The sequence below is a fragment of the Sphingomonas arvum genome, assembly GCF_026013565.1.
GTDB classification, from domain to species: Bacteria; Pseudomonadota; Alphaproteobacteria; order Sphingomonadales; family Sphingomonadaceae; genus Sphingomicrobium; species Sphingomicrobium arvum.
Genome location: NZ_JAPDOB010000001.1, coordinates 89467 through 103465, shown reverse-complemented (window position 1 = coordinate 103465; position 13999 = coordinate 89467). Strand labels below are relative to the sequence as shown.

Below are 13999 nucleotides of genomic sequence, written 5' to 3'. Positions count from 1 at the left end.
CAGTCGCGTCCCGGGCCCGTTTCGTCAGGGGAGAAACGAGCATGAGCGACACCGTCCTCCATGATCCAGGTATCAGCACTGGTCAGGCCCGGCCCGCTGGCCCCCGCCGCACGCCATGGCACCTGTGGGCGGTCGGGATTGTCGCATTGCTGTGGAACGGGTTCGGCGCGGTGGACTATCTCATGACCCGGACCCGCAACGAGGCTTATCTAGGGCAAATGGGCGATCCGCAGGTCATCCTGAACTACATCGATGCCTTCCCGACTTGGGCATCGATCGGCTGGGGACTGGCGGTCTGGGGCGCGGTGGCTGGATCGCTCCTGCTGCTGCTGCGCAGCCGGCATGCGGTAACCGCCTTCGCGCTGTCGCTGATGGGCATGGCGCTGAGCTTCGGCTGGCAATATCTCGGCCCGCCCCCGCCGCCCGTCATGACGGAAGGACCGAATGCGGTCATGCCAATCCTGATCGCCGTCGCGGCAGTGCTGTTCCTGGCCTACGCCGGACGGGCGCTGACCCGCGGACTGCTCCGCTGAGCGTCAGTCGTAATGGTCGATGCCGTCGCCGGTGATCGCGACCCAGCGGTGCTTGCGCCCTTCGTACACGGAATAGTCCGGCTGCGGGAATGAAGGATCGGCGAAGCCGCCGACCGCGACCGCCACGAGCCCGTTCGGGTCTCCGGCCGGCAGGTAGTAGAGCCCGCCGCCGCAGTCCGGGCAGAAGTGGAACCGCATGGTCCCGTTTTCACCGGGCCTGTCGAGGTGGTGGCTGATGCCGGTGATCGCCACGTCCGCAACTTGCCAGCGGGCCTGGGCGGCGAAGCTGCTGCCGCTGCGCTTCTGGCAATCGAGGCAGTGACACACCGACACCCGCACCGGATCGCCCGTGCACGCAACCCGCAGCTGCCCACAAGCGCAAGCGGCAATGCGGGTCGTCGCCACCTTAGCGGCCCCGGATAAACGCGCGGATGTCGCGGGTCAGCTTGGCCCGGTCCTCGTCGCGCACGTACATCATGTGGCCGGCGTGATAGTAATGGAACTGCACGCGATCCTGCGGGATGCCGGTGCGCGACAGGGCATATTCGGCGGCGAAGAAGGGGGTGGCGAAGTCATAATAGCCCTGGCCGACGAACACCCGGAGCCCACTGTTCTCGCGCAGCGCGCGGCCGATGTACGGTGCGACGTTCAGGTAAGCGTTGCTGTCGCGGCCGCCAATGCGCCAATCCCATTGTGCGCCGATGCCGCTGATCGACTGGTATTCGCGGTCGGTGCGGAAGCCGAGGCTGCCGCGCGCCCAGCTGTTGATCGCCGAGGTATAGCCCGCGTCGATGCCGTAGAAGCTGGGGTCGTTGTCGGGGCTCTCACCGGCATTGTCATAGTCGCGCCCGGTGTAGCGCGTGTCGAGGCGGCCGATGGTCAGTCCCCGGTCGCGCAGCAGCTGCTTGTAGAAGCGGTCGGGCGTGACGCGCAGGTCGGCCTGCTCGAGATAGCTTTCGGAGAGACCGGTGAACCGGGCAAGCGGACCGCGGATGGCGGTGCGCTCCTCAGCGGTGGCGCGCTGACCCTTCAGGAGGAAGGCGGCGTAGGGGCCGAGCGCGAATTGCCGGGCTTCCTCGGCGAACTGCTCGACCGACGGGCTCTGCGCCTTGCCGTGGTAGAGCGCGGTCGCCGCCATCGACGGCAGGTTCGTGATGTAGCCCAGCTCGTTGCCCGGCGTGTCGGAGCCAGCGGCGAAGTCGAGCACGGTGGAGATGAGGATTACGCCGTTGAGGCCCACGTCGTTGTAGGTCGAGCCTTCCAGCTGGTTGACGACCGCGGCCGAGCGAGTCGTGCCGTAGCTTTCGCCGCCGAGGAACTTGGGGCTGCCCCATCGACCATTGTCGTTCAGCCAGCGGCGGATCACCTCGGCTACCAGCTTGGCGTCCTGCGTGACGCCGTAATATTCCTTCGGGTCGGCCTTGCCGATCAGGTGCGAGAAGCCGGTCCCGGGCGGGTCGATGAACACCAGGTCGGCAACGTCCAGTAGCGAGTCTGGATTGTCGAGCAGCGGATAAGGCGGCGCGCCATCGTCGCGGGCATCGGACGGAATGGCGACGCGCTTGGGCCCGAATGCGCCCATCTGCAGCCACACGGAGCCAGAGCCGGGGCCGCCGTTGAACAGGAAGAAGACGGGCCGTTTCGGGTCGCGCGGTTCCCGGACGTAGGCGGTGGTGACCACCGCCACCTGCGGCACGCCCTCGTCGTTCTTGATGAGCGTCTCGCCGATCGTCGCGGAATAGTTGGTCCGCACGCCGCCGAACACGCCCTGGTGGCGGGTGGTGACGACCTGCGGCTTCATGTCGGCGACAGGCGGTGGGGAAGCTTCCTTGTCCTTGCCCTGCTGCGCCGCCGCGCCTGAGGCACACACAACCAGCGCGACCGCAGCCGCGCCCAAGCGATACTTCATGCAGACACCCTTTGCCCTGTGCTCGCCGTGATCATTGGCGGCTCGGTCGCGAAGGGCAAGAGCGAAGCGGACCCGAGCGGCAGGCGGGGCGTTAAGCCGCCAAACCCCGCACCATCATGAAGGAGCAAGCCATGGCCGACCTCAGCCAGATTCGCGAACATATGGAAATCATCGGCGCCGACGGCGTCCATCTTGGCACGGTCGACCGGGTCGAGGGCGAGCGCATCAAGCTGGTCAAAGCTGACAGCGGCATGGCCCATACCGGCCACCACCACTTCATCCCGGGCGGCCTGGTGGCCGAGGTCGAAGGCGATCAGGTGCGGCTCAGCGCCAACGGCGATGTCGCCGCCAGCCTGTTCGAGGAAGAAGAAAGCGGCGAAGCGATCGGATAGGCTTCGCCGAGCGCAGTGCGGGCGGTGCCTCAGGCGCCGCCCACAGCAGCGCGAAGAGCCCAAGCCAGCCGGCCGACAGGTGCGCGCCAGCGCAGCCTGATCGGCGTCACGGGATTCACTCCGTGACGGCCTCGGCCTGCTCAGGCCTGAGGCATCGTTCCCGGGCGCAGGTAGCCGAACATGTGCGGCACGAAGTCGACCTTGCCGAGCGGCACGCCCGCCTGGCGGAGGATGGCGTAGGTCATGCACTGGTGGAACGCGACCTGCGGCAGGGCCCAGTCGCGCACATAGCTTTCGCGCGTCATGTCGAACGTCATGCCCATCGGCAGCGCATGGGCCAGCGGCGCCTGTGGGTCGGCATCGAACTCGTCCACGCGCACCGTGCCGACCAGCGCCGCCGCCTCGTTCAGCCGGGCGCGAGCGTCGGCCCAGCTGCCCGGCTGCTCGCCGGCGTTGCTCGCTTCCGTGCGCACCGCGACTACCGCGTCCGGGACGGCCCGCCCGCGCAGACGGAACAGCGCTTCCTGCGCTTGGAAGGCGGTGATGCGGATCTGGCTGGCCAATGGCCACATGTCGGGCGCGAGCCGGAGGTTGAGCAGCCGGTCCGGCGCCTCCGCGCGAGTCTCGGCGAAGGCTTCCGCCTTGTCGAGCCACTGGCCTAAAGCGGCCAGTTGATGGTTAAGCGTCGGGATCAGGAACTGGGTCAGCTGCACGGTTCTTCCTCATGAATGTAGGCGGCATTTGTGCCTGGATGGGACAGGTCCGTTCAATCCGTCGGGCACTCCGCACGCTGCGTCCTTCACGCCACATTATCCACCGCAAAATGAGCTCCGCGCAAAGAAAGCCGCTTGCGTCCCAGCCCGGATGCAAGCACAACATCTGGTAGCGACGCCGAGGGGGCACCCACACAAGCTTGTGATTGGGGCTGGGGATAACTACATCTCCAGCGAGGAGAAGTGTGCCCTGTGGATAGCGGGGACAGCTGCTTGCCAGTCCCTCGGCGCGCTTGGATCTGGGAGGTGGCGCTGCCATGGCCCGACGTGAACGGAACAAGAACACGCGAGTCGGTGCGCCGGCCCGCCAGGAGGGATCGACCATGGACTTCTCGACCGGCAGCAATGTCACCTCGGACGATGTGGCGACTCATCCGGCGGACGGCGGCAGCAAGTCGATCGCCGAGCGGCGGTTCGAGGTCGTGACCGACTCCTCCCGCGACGCCCTGCTGACCGAGTTCGGCAAGGAGACGCTGAAGGACCGCTACCTGCTGCCGGGCGAATCCTACCAGGACCTGTTCGCCCGCGTTGCCGCTGCCTATTCCGATGACGCGGACCACGCACAGCGAATTTACGACTATATCTCGCGCCTGTGGTTCATGCCGGCGACCCCCGTGCTGTCTAACGGCGGCACCGGCCGCGGGCTGCCGATCAGCTGCTACCTCAACTCCGTCAGCGACAGCCTCAACGGCATCGTCGACACCTGGAACGAGAATGTCTGGCTGGCGTCCAAGGGCGGCGGCATCGGCACCTATTGGGGCAGCGTGCGCGGCATCGGCGAGCCGGTCGGTCTCAATGGCAAGACCAGCGGCATCATCCCGTTCGTGCGGGTAATGGACTCGCTTACCCTCGCCATCAGCCAAGGCTCGCTGCGGCGCGGCTCGGCCGCCTGCTACCTCGACGTGTCGCACCCGGAGATCGAGGAGTTCCTGGAGATCCGCAAGCCGTCGGGCGACTTCAACCGCAAGGCGCTGAACCTCCACCACGGCGTGCTGCTGACCGACGAGTTCATGGAAGCCGTGCGCGAAGGCGCCGAGTTCACGCTCCGCAGCCCCAAGGACGGCAGCGAGCGTGGCAAGGTCGACGCCCGCTCCTTGTTCCAGAAGCTGGTCGAGACCCGGCTGGCGACCGGCGAGCCATACATCATCTTCATCGACGCGGTGAACCGGGCCATGCCCAAGCATCACCGCGACCTGGGCCTGAAGGTCACCACGTCCAACCTGTGCTCCGAGATCACGCTGCCGACCGGCCGCGACCACCTCGGCGCCGACCGCACGGCCGTGTGCTGCCTGTCGTCGATGAACCTGGAGACCTGGGACGAGTGGAAGGGCGACAAGCGCTTCGTCGAGGACGTGATGCGCTTCCTCGACAACGTGCTGAGCGACTACATCGCCCGGGCGCCCGACGAAATGGCGCGCGCCAAGTATAGCGCCGAGCGGGAGCGGTCGGTCGGGCTCGGTGTCATGGGCTTCCACAGCTTCCTGCAGGCGCGCGGGCTGCCGTTCGAAGGCGCCATGGCCAAGAGCTGGAACCTCAAGATCTTCAAGCACATCAAGGCGCAGGTCGACGAAGCCTCGATGATGCTGGCGCACGAGCGCGGGCCGTGCCCGGACGCCGCCGACATGGGCGTGATGGAGCGCTTCAGCTGCAAGATGGCGATCGCGCCGACCGCGTCGATCAGCATCATCTGCGGCGGCACCAGCGCCTGCATCGAGCCGATTCCGGCCAACGTCTACACCCACAAGACCCTGTCGGGCAGCTTCTCAATTCGCAATCCGTACCTGGAGAAGCTGCTGATCGAGAAGTCCAAGAACTCTGAAGGCGTGTGGAACTCGATCCTGGAGCAGGGCGGCTCGGTCCAGCACCTCGACTTCCTTTCCCAGGAGGAAAAGGACACGTTCAAGACCAGCTTCGAGATCGACCAGCGCTGGCTGCTCGAGCTCGCGGCCGACCGCACGCCCTATATCGACCAGGCGACCAGCCTGAACCTGTTCATCCCGGCCGACGTCGACAAGTGGGACCTGATGATGCTCCATTTCCGCGCGTGGGAACTGGGCGTGAAGTCGCTCTACTACCTGCGGTCCAAGTCGGTGCAGCGCGCCGGCTTCGCGGGCGGGGTGGAGGCCGACAACACGGCCGAAGCGCCCAAGTTTGAGCTGGCCACCACCGATTACGACGAATGCCTGGCGTGCCAGTGACGCCGGCAGTGCGGAGCTGAACGGTGCCGTTCGACACGCCCGACATCCTGAAGCTGCTCGTCGGCGTGCTCTTCCTGGGCGCCGGTGTATGGCAGTACCGCCGGCGCTCGGGCGGTGAGAACGGCAGCTACGGCAGCCAATCGGGCGTGCTGCTGCTGGGCGTCGGGGCGCTACTGATCGCATGGGTGATCGGAGGGTTGTTCGCGCACCCGACCGCGGCGGAGCTGGGCCGGTGAACGCGCCTCTTGCAAATAGTTCGCAAGAAGGGAATGGGTTGCGAAACGTTCGCAACAAGGAATTCCCCATGCGCAAGTGGCATCGTTGGCTGTCGGTTTTCTTCGGCATCTTCATGCTGTGGATCGCGGCCACCGGCGTGCTCAGCCAAGTTGGCAGCCTGGCCAACGAGCGCCGCGCAGCCGCTGTGCCGCGCCCGGCCCCGCCCGCCGGCTTCGTCTGCCCGGAGACTATGAACTGCCGGCCCAAGCCGCAGCCGGGCGGGTGGAACGTGGGGCTGCTCCACCACCTTCATTCGGGCGAGACGTTCGGACCCGTCGGCACCGCCATCTCGATCCTCTCGGGCCTGTCGCTGATCTTCTTCGCGATCAGTGGGTTGTGGATGTACGTCCGCATGTTCGCCGCCCGCGGGCGCAAGGCTCACAGCCGCGGCGGGAGGTTCTTCTGGTGAACCCGCACATGAGTTTCTTCTGGGTGCCGGGCGTGCTGCTGAGCGTGGCCGGCGTGCTGCTGTTGCTGCTGCCCGGTCAGTCGGCCGACCCGCTGCGCCGCCGCAATCGCCGCACCGCAGGCGTCTTGTTCCTGCTCGCCGGCGCGCTGTTCATCGCCGTTGCGAGCGGTTTCCTGGACCGCCTGCTGTGAGCGGGGGCAACATCCTGTTCCTGGTGGTCGGGATCATCGCCACCCTTGTCGGGCTGGGCATGCTGATCGCCGCGTTGCGCGGCCGTGTGGGCGAATCGCGCAAGAGCACCGGCCTGCTGATCGCCGGCATGATGATCCTCGCGTTCGGCCTGGTGATGGGCGGCTTCGCCATCGCCTACGCCACCACCAAGCCGTACGACTTCAGCAACGAAAGCGGTGCGGCGTGAGCGATGGCTCTGCTCCCACCTCGGTTACGGCGCACGATGCGGAAACCGTGTTCCGGCCGCTGATGCTCGCCACGGCGGGCGCCGGGGTGATGGTGCTCGGCTTGCTGCAGTTCGGTGCGGACATGTTCGGTCAGCTCGGGCCCGACGGTCGGACCTACATGGTGCTGGGCATCCGCAGCGCGTTTTTCACCTTTATCGGCACCAGCGCCGCGCTACTCGCCGCCTACCTGAGCCGCGCCTTTCGCGCGCCTCGGCTCAGCACCCTGTTCAATACCTACGGCGCGGTCACCTTCCTGGCCGGAGCCTTTCTGGCCGGCGGGCAGGTCGGCGTGGTCTTGGGCCAGATGTCCGGGCCGCTGCCGCAGGTCCCGCTGGCGTCGGGGCTGTTCTTCCTGTTCACGATGACTGGCGCCGGCCTGCTGTGCGCCGCCGCCCTTGGCCATGCCCTGCTCCGCCGCTGGCGCCGGCGCTCGGGCCTCGCCGCGACGGTCGAGAGCGGAGTGGCCTGATGCGCACGGTGGAACTCGTCAGCACGGTGGCGACGGTGGTCGGCACAATCGCGACCCTCGTCAGCCTGCGGTTCCGCAAGCGCCGCCGCGCCGGTCGCACGGACGGTGCCGCATGAGCTACCGCCAGTCCTCCTACGATCCGCTGGCCACCTCCGCCGGCGGCCGGCCGCTGCGCCCGTTCAACCGGGTGCAGTGGACGGGCGTCGCCTTGATCGTGCTCAGCCTGCTGCTGGTGGCAGCGATGCTGGCCGGCGAGTTCGGCCTTACGTCCTTCCGGTCGCTCCGCCACGCCCCCGTCTTCATCCCGGCGCTGATCGGCTCCCTTCTGGTCAACAGCCGCCGCGAGCCGGTGGTCGACCCAGCTCCCGAACTCGCCGCCGCCCGACGCAAGTGGCTGCTCATCACCGTCGCCGTGTGCGGCGTCATCCTCGGCGCCGCCGCCGTTCTCTCGCTCAAAGGAGCCTAGCCCATGTCCCTCCTCGAAGCCCGCAAGCAGTACAAGCCGTTCGAATACCCCTGGGCGTTCGAGTTCTGGAAGCGGCAGCAGCAGATCCACTGGATGCCGGAGGAAGTGCCGCTGGGCGAGGATTGCCGCGACTGGGCGCAGAAGCTGTCCCCGCACGAGCGTAACCTGCTGACCCAGATCTTCCGCTTCTTCACCCAGGCGGACGTCGAGGTGCAGGACTGCTACCACGAGAAGTACGGCCGGGTGTTCAAGCCGACCGAGATCAAGATGATGCTGGCGGCCTTCTCCAACATGGAGACGGTGCATATCGCCGCTTACTCGCACCTGCTCGACACCATCGGCATGCCCGAGAGCGAGTACGGCATGTTCCTTCAGTACAAGGAGATGAAGGACAAGCACGACTATCTGTCGACCTTCGGCGTCGACACGGACGAGGACATCGCCAAGACGCTGGCCATGTTCGGCGGCTTTACGGAGGGGCTGCAGCTGTTCGCCTCCTTCGCCATGCTGATGAACTTCCCGCGCTTTAACAAGATGAAGGGCATGGGCCAGATCGTCAGCTGGTCGGTCCGCGACGAGAGCCTCCACTGCGAAGGCATCATCAAGCTGTTCCACACCTTTGTGAAGGAACGCGACTGCCTGACCCGCGACGTCAAGGACTCGATCATCGACACCTGCCAGAAGACGGTGCGGCTGGAGGATGCGTTCATCGACCTGGCGTTCGAGGCCGGGCCGGTCGAGGGCATGACGCCCAAGTCGATCAAGAAGTACATCCGCTACATCGCCGACTGGCGCCTGGGCCAGCTGGGCTTCCAGCCGATCTACATGATCGAGGAGCACCCCCTCCCCTGGCTCGCCCCGCTGCTGAACGGCGTCGAGCACGCCAACTTCTTCGAGACCCGCGCGACGGAGTATTCCAAGGCGGCGACGCGGGGGGATTGGAATACGGTGTGGGACAACTTCGATCGGCGGATGAAGGCCAAGGCCGTGGGCAGCGCCGAGGTGGCTGACGAGGGTGAGGGTGAGGGTGGTCTGTTCGCGGCTGCTGGGGTGGCGGCGGAGTAGGGCACGTGTCGAAGTCTGATGTGACCGCCCAATGCGCCTTCTTGGAAGTTCCGAAAGCAGCTGGAATTCCGGCTACCGGAACCATCAAGTTTGTGTGTCTACATCCTGACTGTCGAACCTATGCGGTCCAACAGCTTGGCTATGTGCAGGGGCTTCAGGTCGCGTGGGGAGCGGGGCGCTTCTCACATAGGGAATTGGGAAAATTGCCAACGCTCAGCCTCGCGCGGTGCACAGCTTGCGACAGAGAAACTGTCTTCCTGGGTGAGCAACTTATCGAGTCTGCTCAGAGCGACGCTCCTCCGCCCGCGTCGGACATGCCTCCTGACTTAATCGCAGACTACAAAGAAGCGCAATCGATCCTGCCGCGGTCACCGCGAGGTTCCGCAGCACTCCTACGCTTAGTGATTCAGAAATTACTGCCGGCACTCGGCGCAACCAAATCCGGAATCGATGCGGCGATTGGTGAATTGGTTGCGACAGGAAAGATAAAGACGCCCATTCAGCGAGCGCTGGACACCGTCCGGGTGATTGGCAACGAATGCGTGCATCCAGGAGAGATGGACCTCCGAGATGATCGCGATACCGCTCTCGCCCTGTTTCGAATTGTGAATCTGATCGTCGAAACCGCCATTACAGAGCCGAGGCGACTGGACGAGCTGTACGACTCATTGCCTAAGAGCAAGCTTGATGGGATCGCGGCTCGCGACTCTAAGCCTAAATCCGCTGGTACTTCAGATACCCAAAAAAAGGCGTAGCAAGTCTGTGAGTAAAGCATCTCGCAACAGGAGCAAGCATACGAGGATTATGCGAAAGACTGAGAAGCGTATACGCCACGCAAAATCGAAAAGGGCACTGCAGTGCGAAAACGTCGCGATGCTCCGATTATAACTTGCGCTCAAACGGTGTCAAGAACAAACAGAGAACTACAGTTCTGAAGTATCCTGTCCTGCCGCGAACGATCCTGCTGTGCGACTACTCGCTCGGGGGCTTTCGGCCGCCTGAGATGGTCAAGCGGCGGCCAGCCGTGGTGATCACCGGCGTGCTGCCCCGCCGCAACAACCTGCACACGATCGTTCCGCTTAGCGGCACGCCCTCCGACGAACGCAATCTCTACCATTGCCGGATCGAACTGCCGCAGCCCTTGCCTGCGCCCTTTGCCGAAACCGTCTGGTGGGTGAAGGCTGACATGCTGGCAACAGTGGGCTTCGAACGACTTGATCTGTTTCGGACCGAACGCGACCAGCACGGCAGGCGTAAGTATCTGACGAACCTCCGCGTTTCGGAACAGCAGTTCGAAGCCATCATGGTCGCGGTTCGTTACGCACTCGGCATTTCACTTGACAAGTAGGATTGCAGACTCCAACTCAGCATCGATTGCTCGCGGGCAACCGTTGAGCCTCAAGACCCTGCGAAGGGCGGCCGTGCCAAAGCGATAACAAGCTTGGCACGGTGTCGATCGAAAAGCCCTCGAGCTCAAGCTCGGGGGCTTTTCACTTGAGCGGTTCCGGCGCCTTCCGATCCCCCTCGAAACCCCTTAGCCCAAACTCCGGCAACCACGCCTCGCGGCGGACCGTCCATAGCTCGTAGGTCGGGGTGAACTGGTCGGGGGCGTCGAGGGCGCCCAGGTGCAGGTCCACCTCGTCCCGCCACAAGCCGTACACGCTACTGCCGCAGGTCGGGCAGAAATGACGGTTCTTGTACTCGCGCGTCTCGCCGGTGATCGTCACCGCCTCGGCCGGGAAAATGGCGGCGGCGAAGAACAGGGTGCCGCTGTGCTTGCGGCAATCGAGGCAGTGGCACAGGCCCACCCGCGCCGGCTCCCCCCGCGCCACCACCCGCACCGCGCCGCACAGGCAGCCGCCGGCGGTCTCGTTGGATGCATCGCTCATGCTCATGGAGGTGAAACGGGTGACGAGCGAGGGTGTTCAGTGGCTTGACCCGGACCAGATGCCGACCAGCGCCCCTATCCTTACCGAAGCTCGCCAGGGAAACTGAGGACCAGCGCGCCATCAGCCAATCCCACCACAAGGGCAGCAGGGTGCAAATCCCTTGATCCTGCCTTCAAGAGGAACGCCGCGTCGTTCGGAAGGCGGCGGACCGACCGGCAAACGCTCCTTACACGCGGACGCGCGTGCAGTGCCCCATCTTCCTTCCTGGCCTCGCTTCGCCCTTGCCATAAAGGTGCAGCGCCGCCCCAGGCTCGGACACCAGCTCCGGCCAGCGGTCCACGTCCGCGCCAATCAGGTTATCCATCTGCGCGCCCGCACCGCGCAGCGCCGTGCTGCCCAGCGGCAACTCGCAAATCGCCCGCACGTGCTGTTCGAACTGCGACGTCGCCGCGCCCTCAATCGTCCAGTGGCCGCTGTTGTGCACCCGCGGCGCAATCTCGTTGACGATCGGGGCGTCGGCGCAGGCAAAGAACTCAACAGTCAGCACGCCGACATGCTCCAGTGCATCCGCGATCCCCTGCGCCATTCGCCGCGCCGCCGCCGCATGGCGCTTCACCTCCGGACCGGCCGGCACCAGCGACCGCCGCAGGATGCCACCTTCATGCCGGTTCTCCGGCAAGTCGAAGAAGGCCGTATCCCCGTGCAGCCCCCGCGCCATGATCACCGAAAACTCGGCTTCGAACGATATGCCGCGCTCCGCCACCGCCGGCTGCTCGCCGATCGCGGCCCAAGCCGCCGCCGCCTCGCCGGGCTCGCGCACCCACGCCTGCCCCTTGCCGTCATAGCCATAGCGCCGCGTCTTCAGCACCAGCGGACAGCCAAGCTCCGCCACCGCGGCTTCGACTTCTGCCAGGCTTTCCACCGCGCGCCACGGCGCCACCGGTGCCCCGCTCGCCTCGATGAAGCGTTTCTCCTCGGCCCGGTCCTGCGCGACTGCCAGCGACCGCGCTCCCGGGCGCAACGTGCCCGCCAGTCCCGCCAGCGGCTCCACCGCCAGATTCTCGAACTCATAGGTGACCACGTCGCATGCGGCCGCGAACCGCTCGAGCGCGGCCGCATCGTCGAACGCGCCTCGCGTGAACTCCGCCGCGACGTCCGCCGCGCATGGCCGCTCGTGGGGGTCGAAGATATGGCACCGATAGCCCAGCTGCGCCGCCGCCACGCTCAACATGCGGCCAAGCTGGCCGCCGCCGATAATCCCGATCGTGGCGCCGGGTGGGATCACTCGGGCGCCTCGGCCACCGCCTCGGTCTGCGCCAAGCGCCACGCCTCCAATCGCCCGGCCAGCGCCTCGTCCGCCAGCGACAGGATCGCCGCCGCCAGCAGCGCAGCGTTGATCGCGCCCGGCTTGCCGATGGCCAGCGTCCCCACCGGCACGCCGCCGGGCATCTGTACGATGCTCAAGAGGCTATCGACCCCGTGCAGCGCCTTGCTCTTCACCGGCACGCCCAGGACCGGCAGGCTGGTCATCGCCGCCGCCATGCCCGGCAGGTGCGCCGCCCCGCCCGCGCCGGCGATGATCACCTTGAGGCCGCGCCCGCGCGCGCCGTTGGCATATTGGACCAGGCGGTCCGGCGTGCGGTGAGCTGACACCACCTTGACCTCATGCGAAACGCCCAGCTGGTCGAGCGTCTCGGCCGCATGGCGCATCGTCTCCCAGTCCGACTGGCTGCCCATGATGATGCCGACCGCCGCGCTCATGCCCCCGCCTTACGAAAGGGTGTGCGGCGGTGCAACGCTTGGCCGCAAAGGGGGTTGAGGGACTCTGCAATATCATGATTCTGGGTTATGAAAACGGCTCAACCGCTCGGATCCTCCGCCATGGCTGATGTACTCAGTGCCGATCCCAAGAGCCTGTTGGATGAGATCGGCCGGCTGCGGGCGGAAGTGGTGGGCCTCCGAGCCCAGATCGAGGATCTCGATCGCCTCGCGCACTATGACAGCCTGGTTCCGCTGCTCAACCGGCGCGGCTTCGTGCGGCAATTGGAAAAGCTGATCGACCGCACCAACCGCTATGGCGACGGCGGCGCCATGCTGTTCATCGACGTCGACGGCCTGAAGATGGTCAACGACAGCTTCGGCCACCATGCCGGGGATGCGGCGCTGGTCCACGTCGCCAAGCTGCTGCTCGGCGGCGTCCGGCAGAGCGACTGCGTAGCGCGCTTCGGCGGGGACGAATTCGCCATCCTGCTGGAACGGACCGATGCGGACCAGGCTAGCGACACCGCCGCCCGGCTGGTCGACCTTATTGCCGGCACGGATTTCGGCCACGACGGGCACGCCATCCCGCTGTCGGCCGCCATCGGCATCGCCATAATCGAGCCCGGCGACTTGGCCGAACAGGTGCTGATCCGCGCCGATCGGGCCATGTACGAGGAAAAGGCCGCGGCTTAGCGGCCTGGCGGCGGCCTAGCCGCGCTCGCTCAGATAATAGCGATCCTTCACCGTCAGGTCGTCGCCCAGCTCATAAACGATCGGCTGCCCCGTCGGGATCTCCAGCCCAACGATGTCAGCGTCGGAAATCCCGGACAGCTGTTTCTCCAGCGCCCGCAGCGAGTTGCCGTGGGCCGCGACGATCACCCGCTCGCCACCCCTCAGCGCCGGCGCGATCTCCGCCTCGAAATAAGGCAGTACCCGCGCGATCGTGTCTTTCAGGCTCTCGGTGGCCGGCACCGTTACACCGGCGTAGCGGCGGTCGGCCTGCAACGAGGCGTAGGCGCTGTCCGCCTCCAGGGGCGGCGGGGGCACGTCGAAGCTGCGCCGCCAGATCTTGACCTGCTCCTCGCCGACCTTCGCGATTGTCTCGGCCTTGTTGAGCCCGGTCAGCCCGCCATAATGCCGCTCGTTGAGCCGCCAGTCCTTGGTGACAGGCAGCCACAGCCGCTCCATCGATTCCAGCACCAGGTTCAGCGTCTTGATCGCCCGCTTCTGCACGGAGGTGAAGCAGCGATCAAAGTCGAACCCGCGCTCGGCCAACAGCTGGCCGGCGGCGGCCGCCTCAGTGACGCCAGCCTCGGTCAGGTCCACATCCCACCAGCCGGTGAAGCGATTCTCCAGGTTCCACTGCGACTGACCATGGCGGAGCAGGACAAGGGTCGGCAT

Annotated in this window: 20 protein-coding genes; 13 read left to right on the top strand and 7 right to left on the bottom strand. The window is 66.0% G+C overall.

Annotation, left to right across the window (positions count from 1 at the left end):
• Nucleotides 1–41 precede the first annotated feature (41 nt).
• The gene (locus tag OMW55_RS00520) at nucleotides 42–533 is read left to right on the top strand and encodes a hypothetical protein (protein ID WP_264880052.1); all 492 of its coding nucleotides are present in this window, start codon (nucleotides 42–44) and stop codon (nucleotides 531–533) included.
• A 3-nt stretch (nucleotides 534–536) separates the two neighbouring features.
• Here OMW55_RS00520 and OMW55_RS00515 read toward each other — a convergent pair whose 3' ends face one another.
• Nucleotides 537–938: a GFA family protein gene (locus OMW55_RS00515; protein ID WP_264880051.1), complete on the bottom strand. Its 402-nt coding sequence runs from the start codon at nucleotides 936–938 to the stop codon at nucleotides 537–539.
• Nucleotide 939: 1 nt separating this feature from the next.
• Nucleotides 940–2442, bottom strand: coding sequence for a S10 family peptidase (locus OMW55_RS00510; RefSeq protein WP_264880050.1), 1503 nt, complete (start codon nucleotides 2440–2442; stop codon nucleotides 940–942).
• Between the two features lie 131 nt (nucleotides 2443–2573).
• Between OMW55_RS00510 and OMW55_RS00505 the strand changes: the two genes are divergently transcribed.
• A complete protein-coding gene (locus OMW55_RS00505; protein WP_264880049.1) occupies nucleotides 2574–2834 on the top strand; it encodes a DUF2171 domain-containing protein in 261 nt (86 codons plus the stop codon).
• 140 nt (nucleotides 2835–2974) lie between these two features.
• On the opposite strand, the gene OMW55_RS00500 is transcribed toward OMW55_RS00505, so the two are convergent.
• Nucleotides 2975–3547 (bottom strand): DUF1993 domain-containing protein, encoded by a 573-nt coding sequence (locus tag OMW55_RS00500; protein ID WP_264880048.1) that lies wholly within the window; start codon nucleotides 3545–3547, stop codon nucleotides 2975–2977.
• Between the two features lie 383 nt (nucleotides 3548–3930).
• Here OMW55_RS00500 and OMW55_RS00495 point away from each other — a divergent pair, with 383 nt between their 5' ends.
• The 10 genes from OMW55_RS00495 (at nucleotide 3931) to OMW55_RS00450 (ending at nucleotide 10296) form a co-directional block, all read left to right on the top strand.
• Nucleotides 3931–5805 (top strand): ribonucleoside-diphosphate reductase subunit alpha, encoded by a 1875-nt coding sequence (locus tag OMW55_RS00495; RefSeq protein WP_264881958.1) that lies wholly within the window; start codon nucleotides 3931–3933, stop codon nucleotides 5803–5805.
• Between the two features lie 23 nt (nucleotides 5806–5828).
• Complete coding sequence (locus OMW55_RS00490) at nucleotides 5829–6041, top strand: hypothetical protein (RefSeq protein ID WP_264880047.1); 213 nt, start codon at nucleotides 5829–5831, stop codon at nucleotides 6039–6041.
• Nucleotides 6042–6109: 68 nt separating this feature from the next.
• Nucleotides 6110–6490 (top strand): PepSY domain-containing protein, encoded by a 381-nt coding sequence (locus tag OMW55_RS00485; protein ID WP_264880046.1) that lies wholly within the window; start codon nucleotides 6110–6112, stop codon nucleotides 6488–6490.
• A gap of 8 nt (nucleotides 6491–6498) precedes the next feature.
• Nucleotides 6499–6681, top strand: coding sequence for a hypothetical protein (locus OMW55_RS00480; protein WP_264880045.1), 183 nt, complete (start codon nucleotides 6499–6501; stop codon nucleotides 6679–6681).
• Nucleotides 6678–6908, top strand: coding sequence for a hypothetical protein (locus OMW55_RS00475; RefSeq protein ID WP_264880044.1), 231 nt, complete (start codon nucleotides 6678–6680; stop codon nucleotides 6906–6908). Before OMW55_RS00480 ends, OMW55_RS00475 begins: the two co-directional genes overlap by 4 nt.
• Nucleotides 6905–7417: a hypothetical protein gene (locus tag OMW55_RS00470; protein WP_264880043.1), complete on the top strand. Its 513-nt coding sequence runs from the start codon at nucleotides 6905–6907 to the stop codon at nucleotides 7415–7417. The genes OMW55_RS00475 and OMW55_RS00470 overlap by 4 nt, the downstream gene beginning before the upstream one ends.
• 112 nt (nucleotides 7418–7529) lie before the next feature.
• The gene (locus OMW55_RS00465; RefSeq protein WP_264880042.1) at nucleotides 7530–7883 is read left to right on the top strand and encodes a hypothetical protein; all 354 of its coding nucleotides are present in this window, start codon (nucleotides 7530–7532) and stop codon (nucleotides 7881–7883) included.
• Nucleotides 7884–7886: 3 nt separating this feature from the next.
• The gene (locus tag OMW55_RS00460) at nucleotides 7887–8948 is read left to right on the top strand and encodes a ribonucleotide-diphosphate reductase subunit beta (protein ID WP_264880041.1); all 1062 of its coding nucleotides are present in this window, start codon (nucleotides 7887–7889) and stop codon (nucleotides 8946–8948) included.
• Between the two features lie 5 nt (nucleotides 8949–8953).
• Nucleotides 8954–9703: a DUF4145 domain-containing protein gene (locus tag OMW55_RS00455; RefSeq protein ID WP_264880040.1), complete on the top strand. Its 750-nt coding sequence runs from the start codon at nucleotides 8954–8956 to the stop codon at nucleotides 9701–9703.
• Between the two features lie 134 nt (nucleotides 9704–9837).
• Nucleotides 9838–10296, top strand: coding sequence for a type II toxin-antitoxin system PemK/MazF family toxin (locus OMW55_RS00450; RefSeq protein ID WP_264880039.1), 459 nt, complete (start codon nucleotides 9838–9840; stop codon nucleotides 10294–10296).
• A gap of 142 nt (nucleotides 10297–10438) precedes the next feature.
• Here the strand turns inward: OMW55_RS00450 and OMW55_RS00445 are convergent, their stop codons facing one another.
• From OMW55_RS00445 to purE, 3 genes are all read right to left on the bottom strand, one after another.
• Nucleotides 10439–10837: a GFA family protein gene (locus OMW55_RS00445; RefSeq protein WP_264880038.1), complete on the bottom strand. Its 399-nt coding sequence runs from the start codon at nucleotides 10835–10837 to the stop codon at nucleotides 10439–10441.
• 226 nt (nucleotides 10838–11063) lie between these two features.
• On the bottom strand, nucleotides 11064–12122 hold the full coding sequence (locus OMW55_RS00440; protein WP_264880037.1) for a 5-(carboxyamino)imidazole ribonucleotide synthase: 1059 nt from the start codon (nucleotides 12120–12122) through the stop codon (nucleotides 11064–11066).
• Nucleotides 12119–12598 (bottom strand): 5-(carboxyamino)imidazole ribonucleotide mutase, encoded by a 480-nt coding sequence (gene purE / locus OMW55_RS00435; protein ID WP_264880036.1) that lies wholly within the window; start codon nucleotides 12596–12598, stop codon nucleotides 12119–12121. Before purE ends, OMW55_RS00440 begins: the two co-directional genes overlap by 4 nt.
• A 120-nt stretch (nucleotides 12599–12718) precedes the next feature.
• On the opposite strand from purE, the gene OMW55_RS00430 reads away from it, so the two are divergent.
• On the top strand, nucleotides 12719–13291 hold the full coding sequence (locus tag OMW55_RS00430; protein WP_264880035.1) for a GGDEF domain-containing protein: 573 nt from the start codon (nucleotides 12719–12721) through the stop codon (nucleotides 13289–13291).
• Nucleotides 13292–13306: 15 nt separating this feature from the next.
• Here OMW55_RS00430 and gpmA read toward each other — a convergent pair whose 3' ends face one another.
• Nucleotides 13307–13999: a 2,3-diphosphoglycerate-dependent phosphoglycerate mutase gene (gpmA, locus tag OMW55_RS00425; RefSeq protein WP_264880034.1), complete on the bottom strand. Its 693-nt coding sequence runs from the start codon at nucleotides 13997–13999 to the stop codon at nucleotides 13307–13309.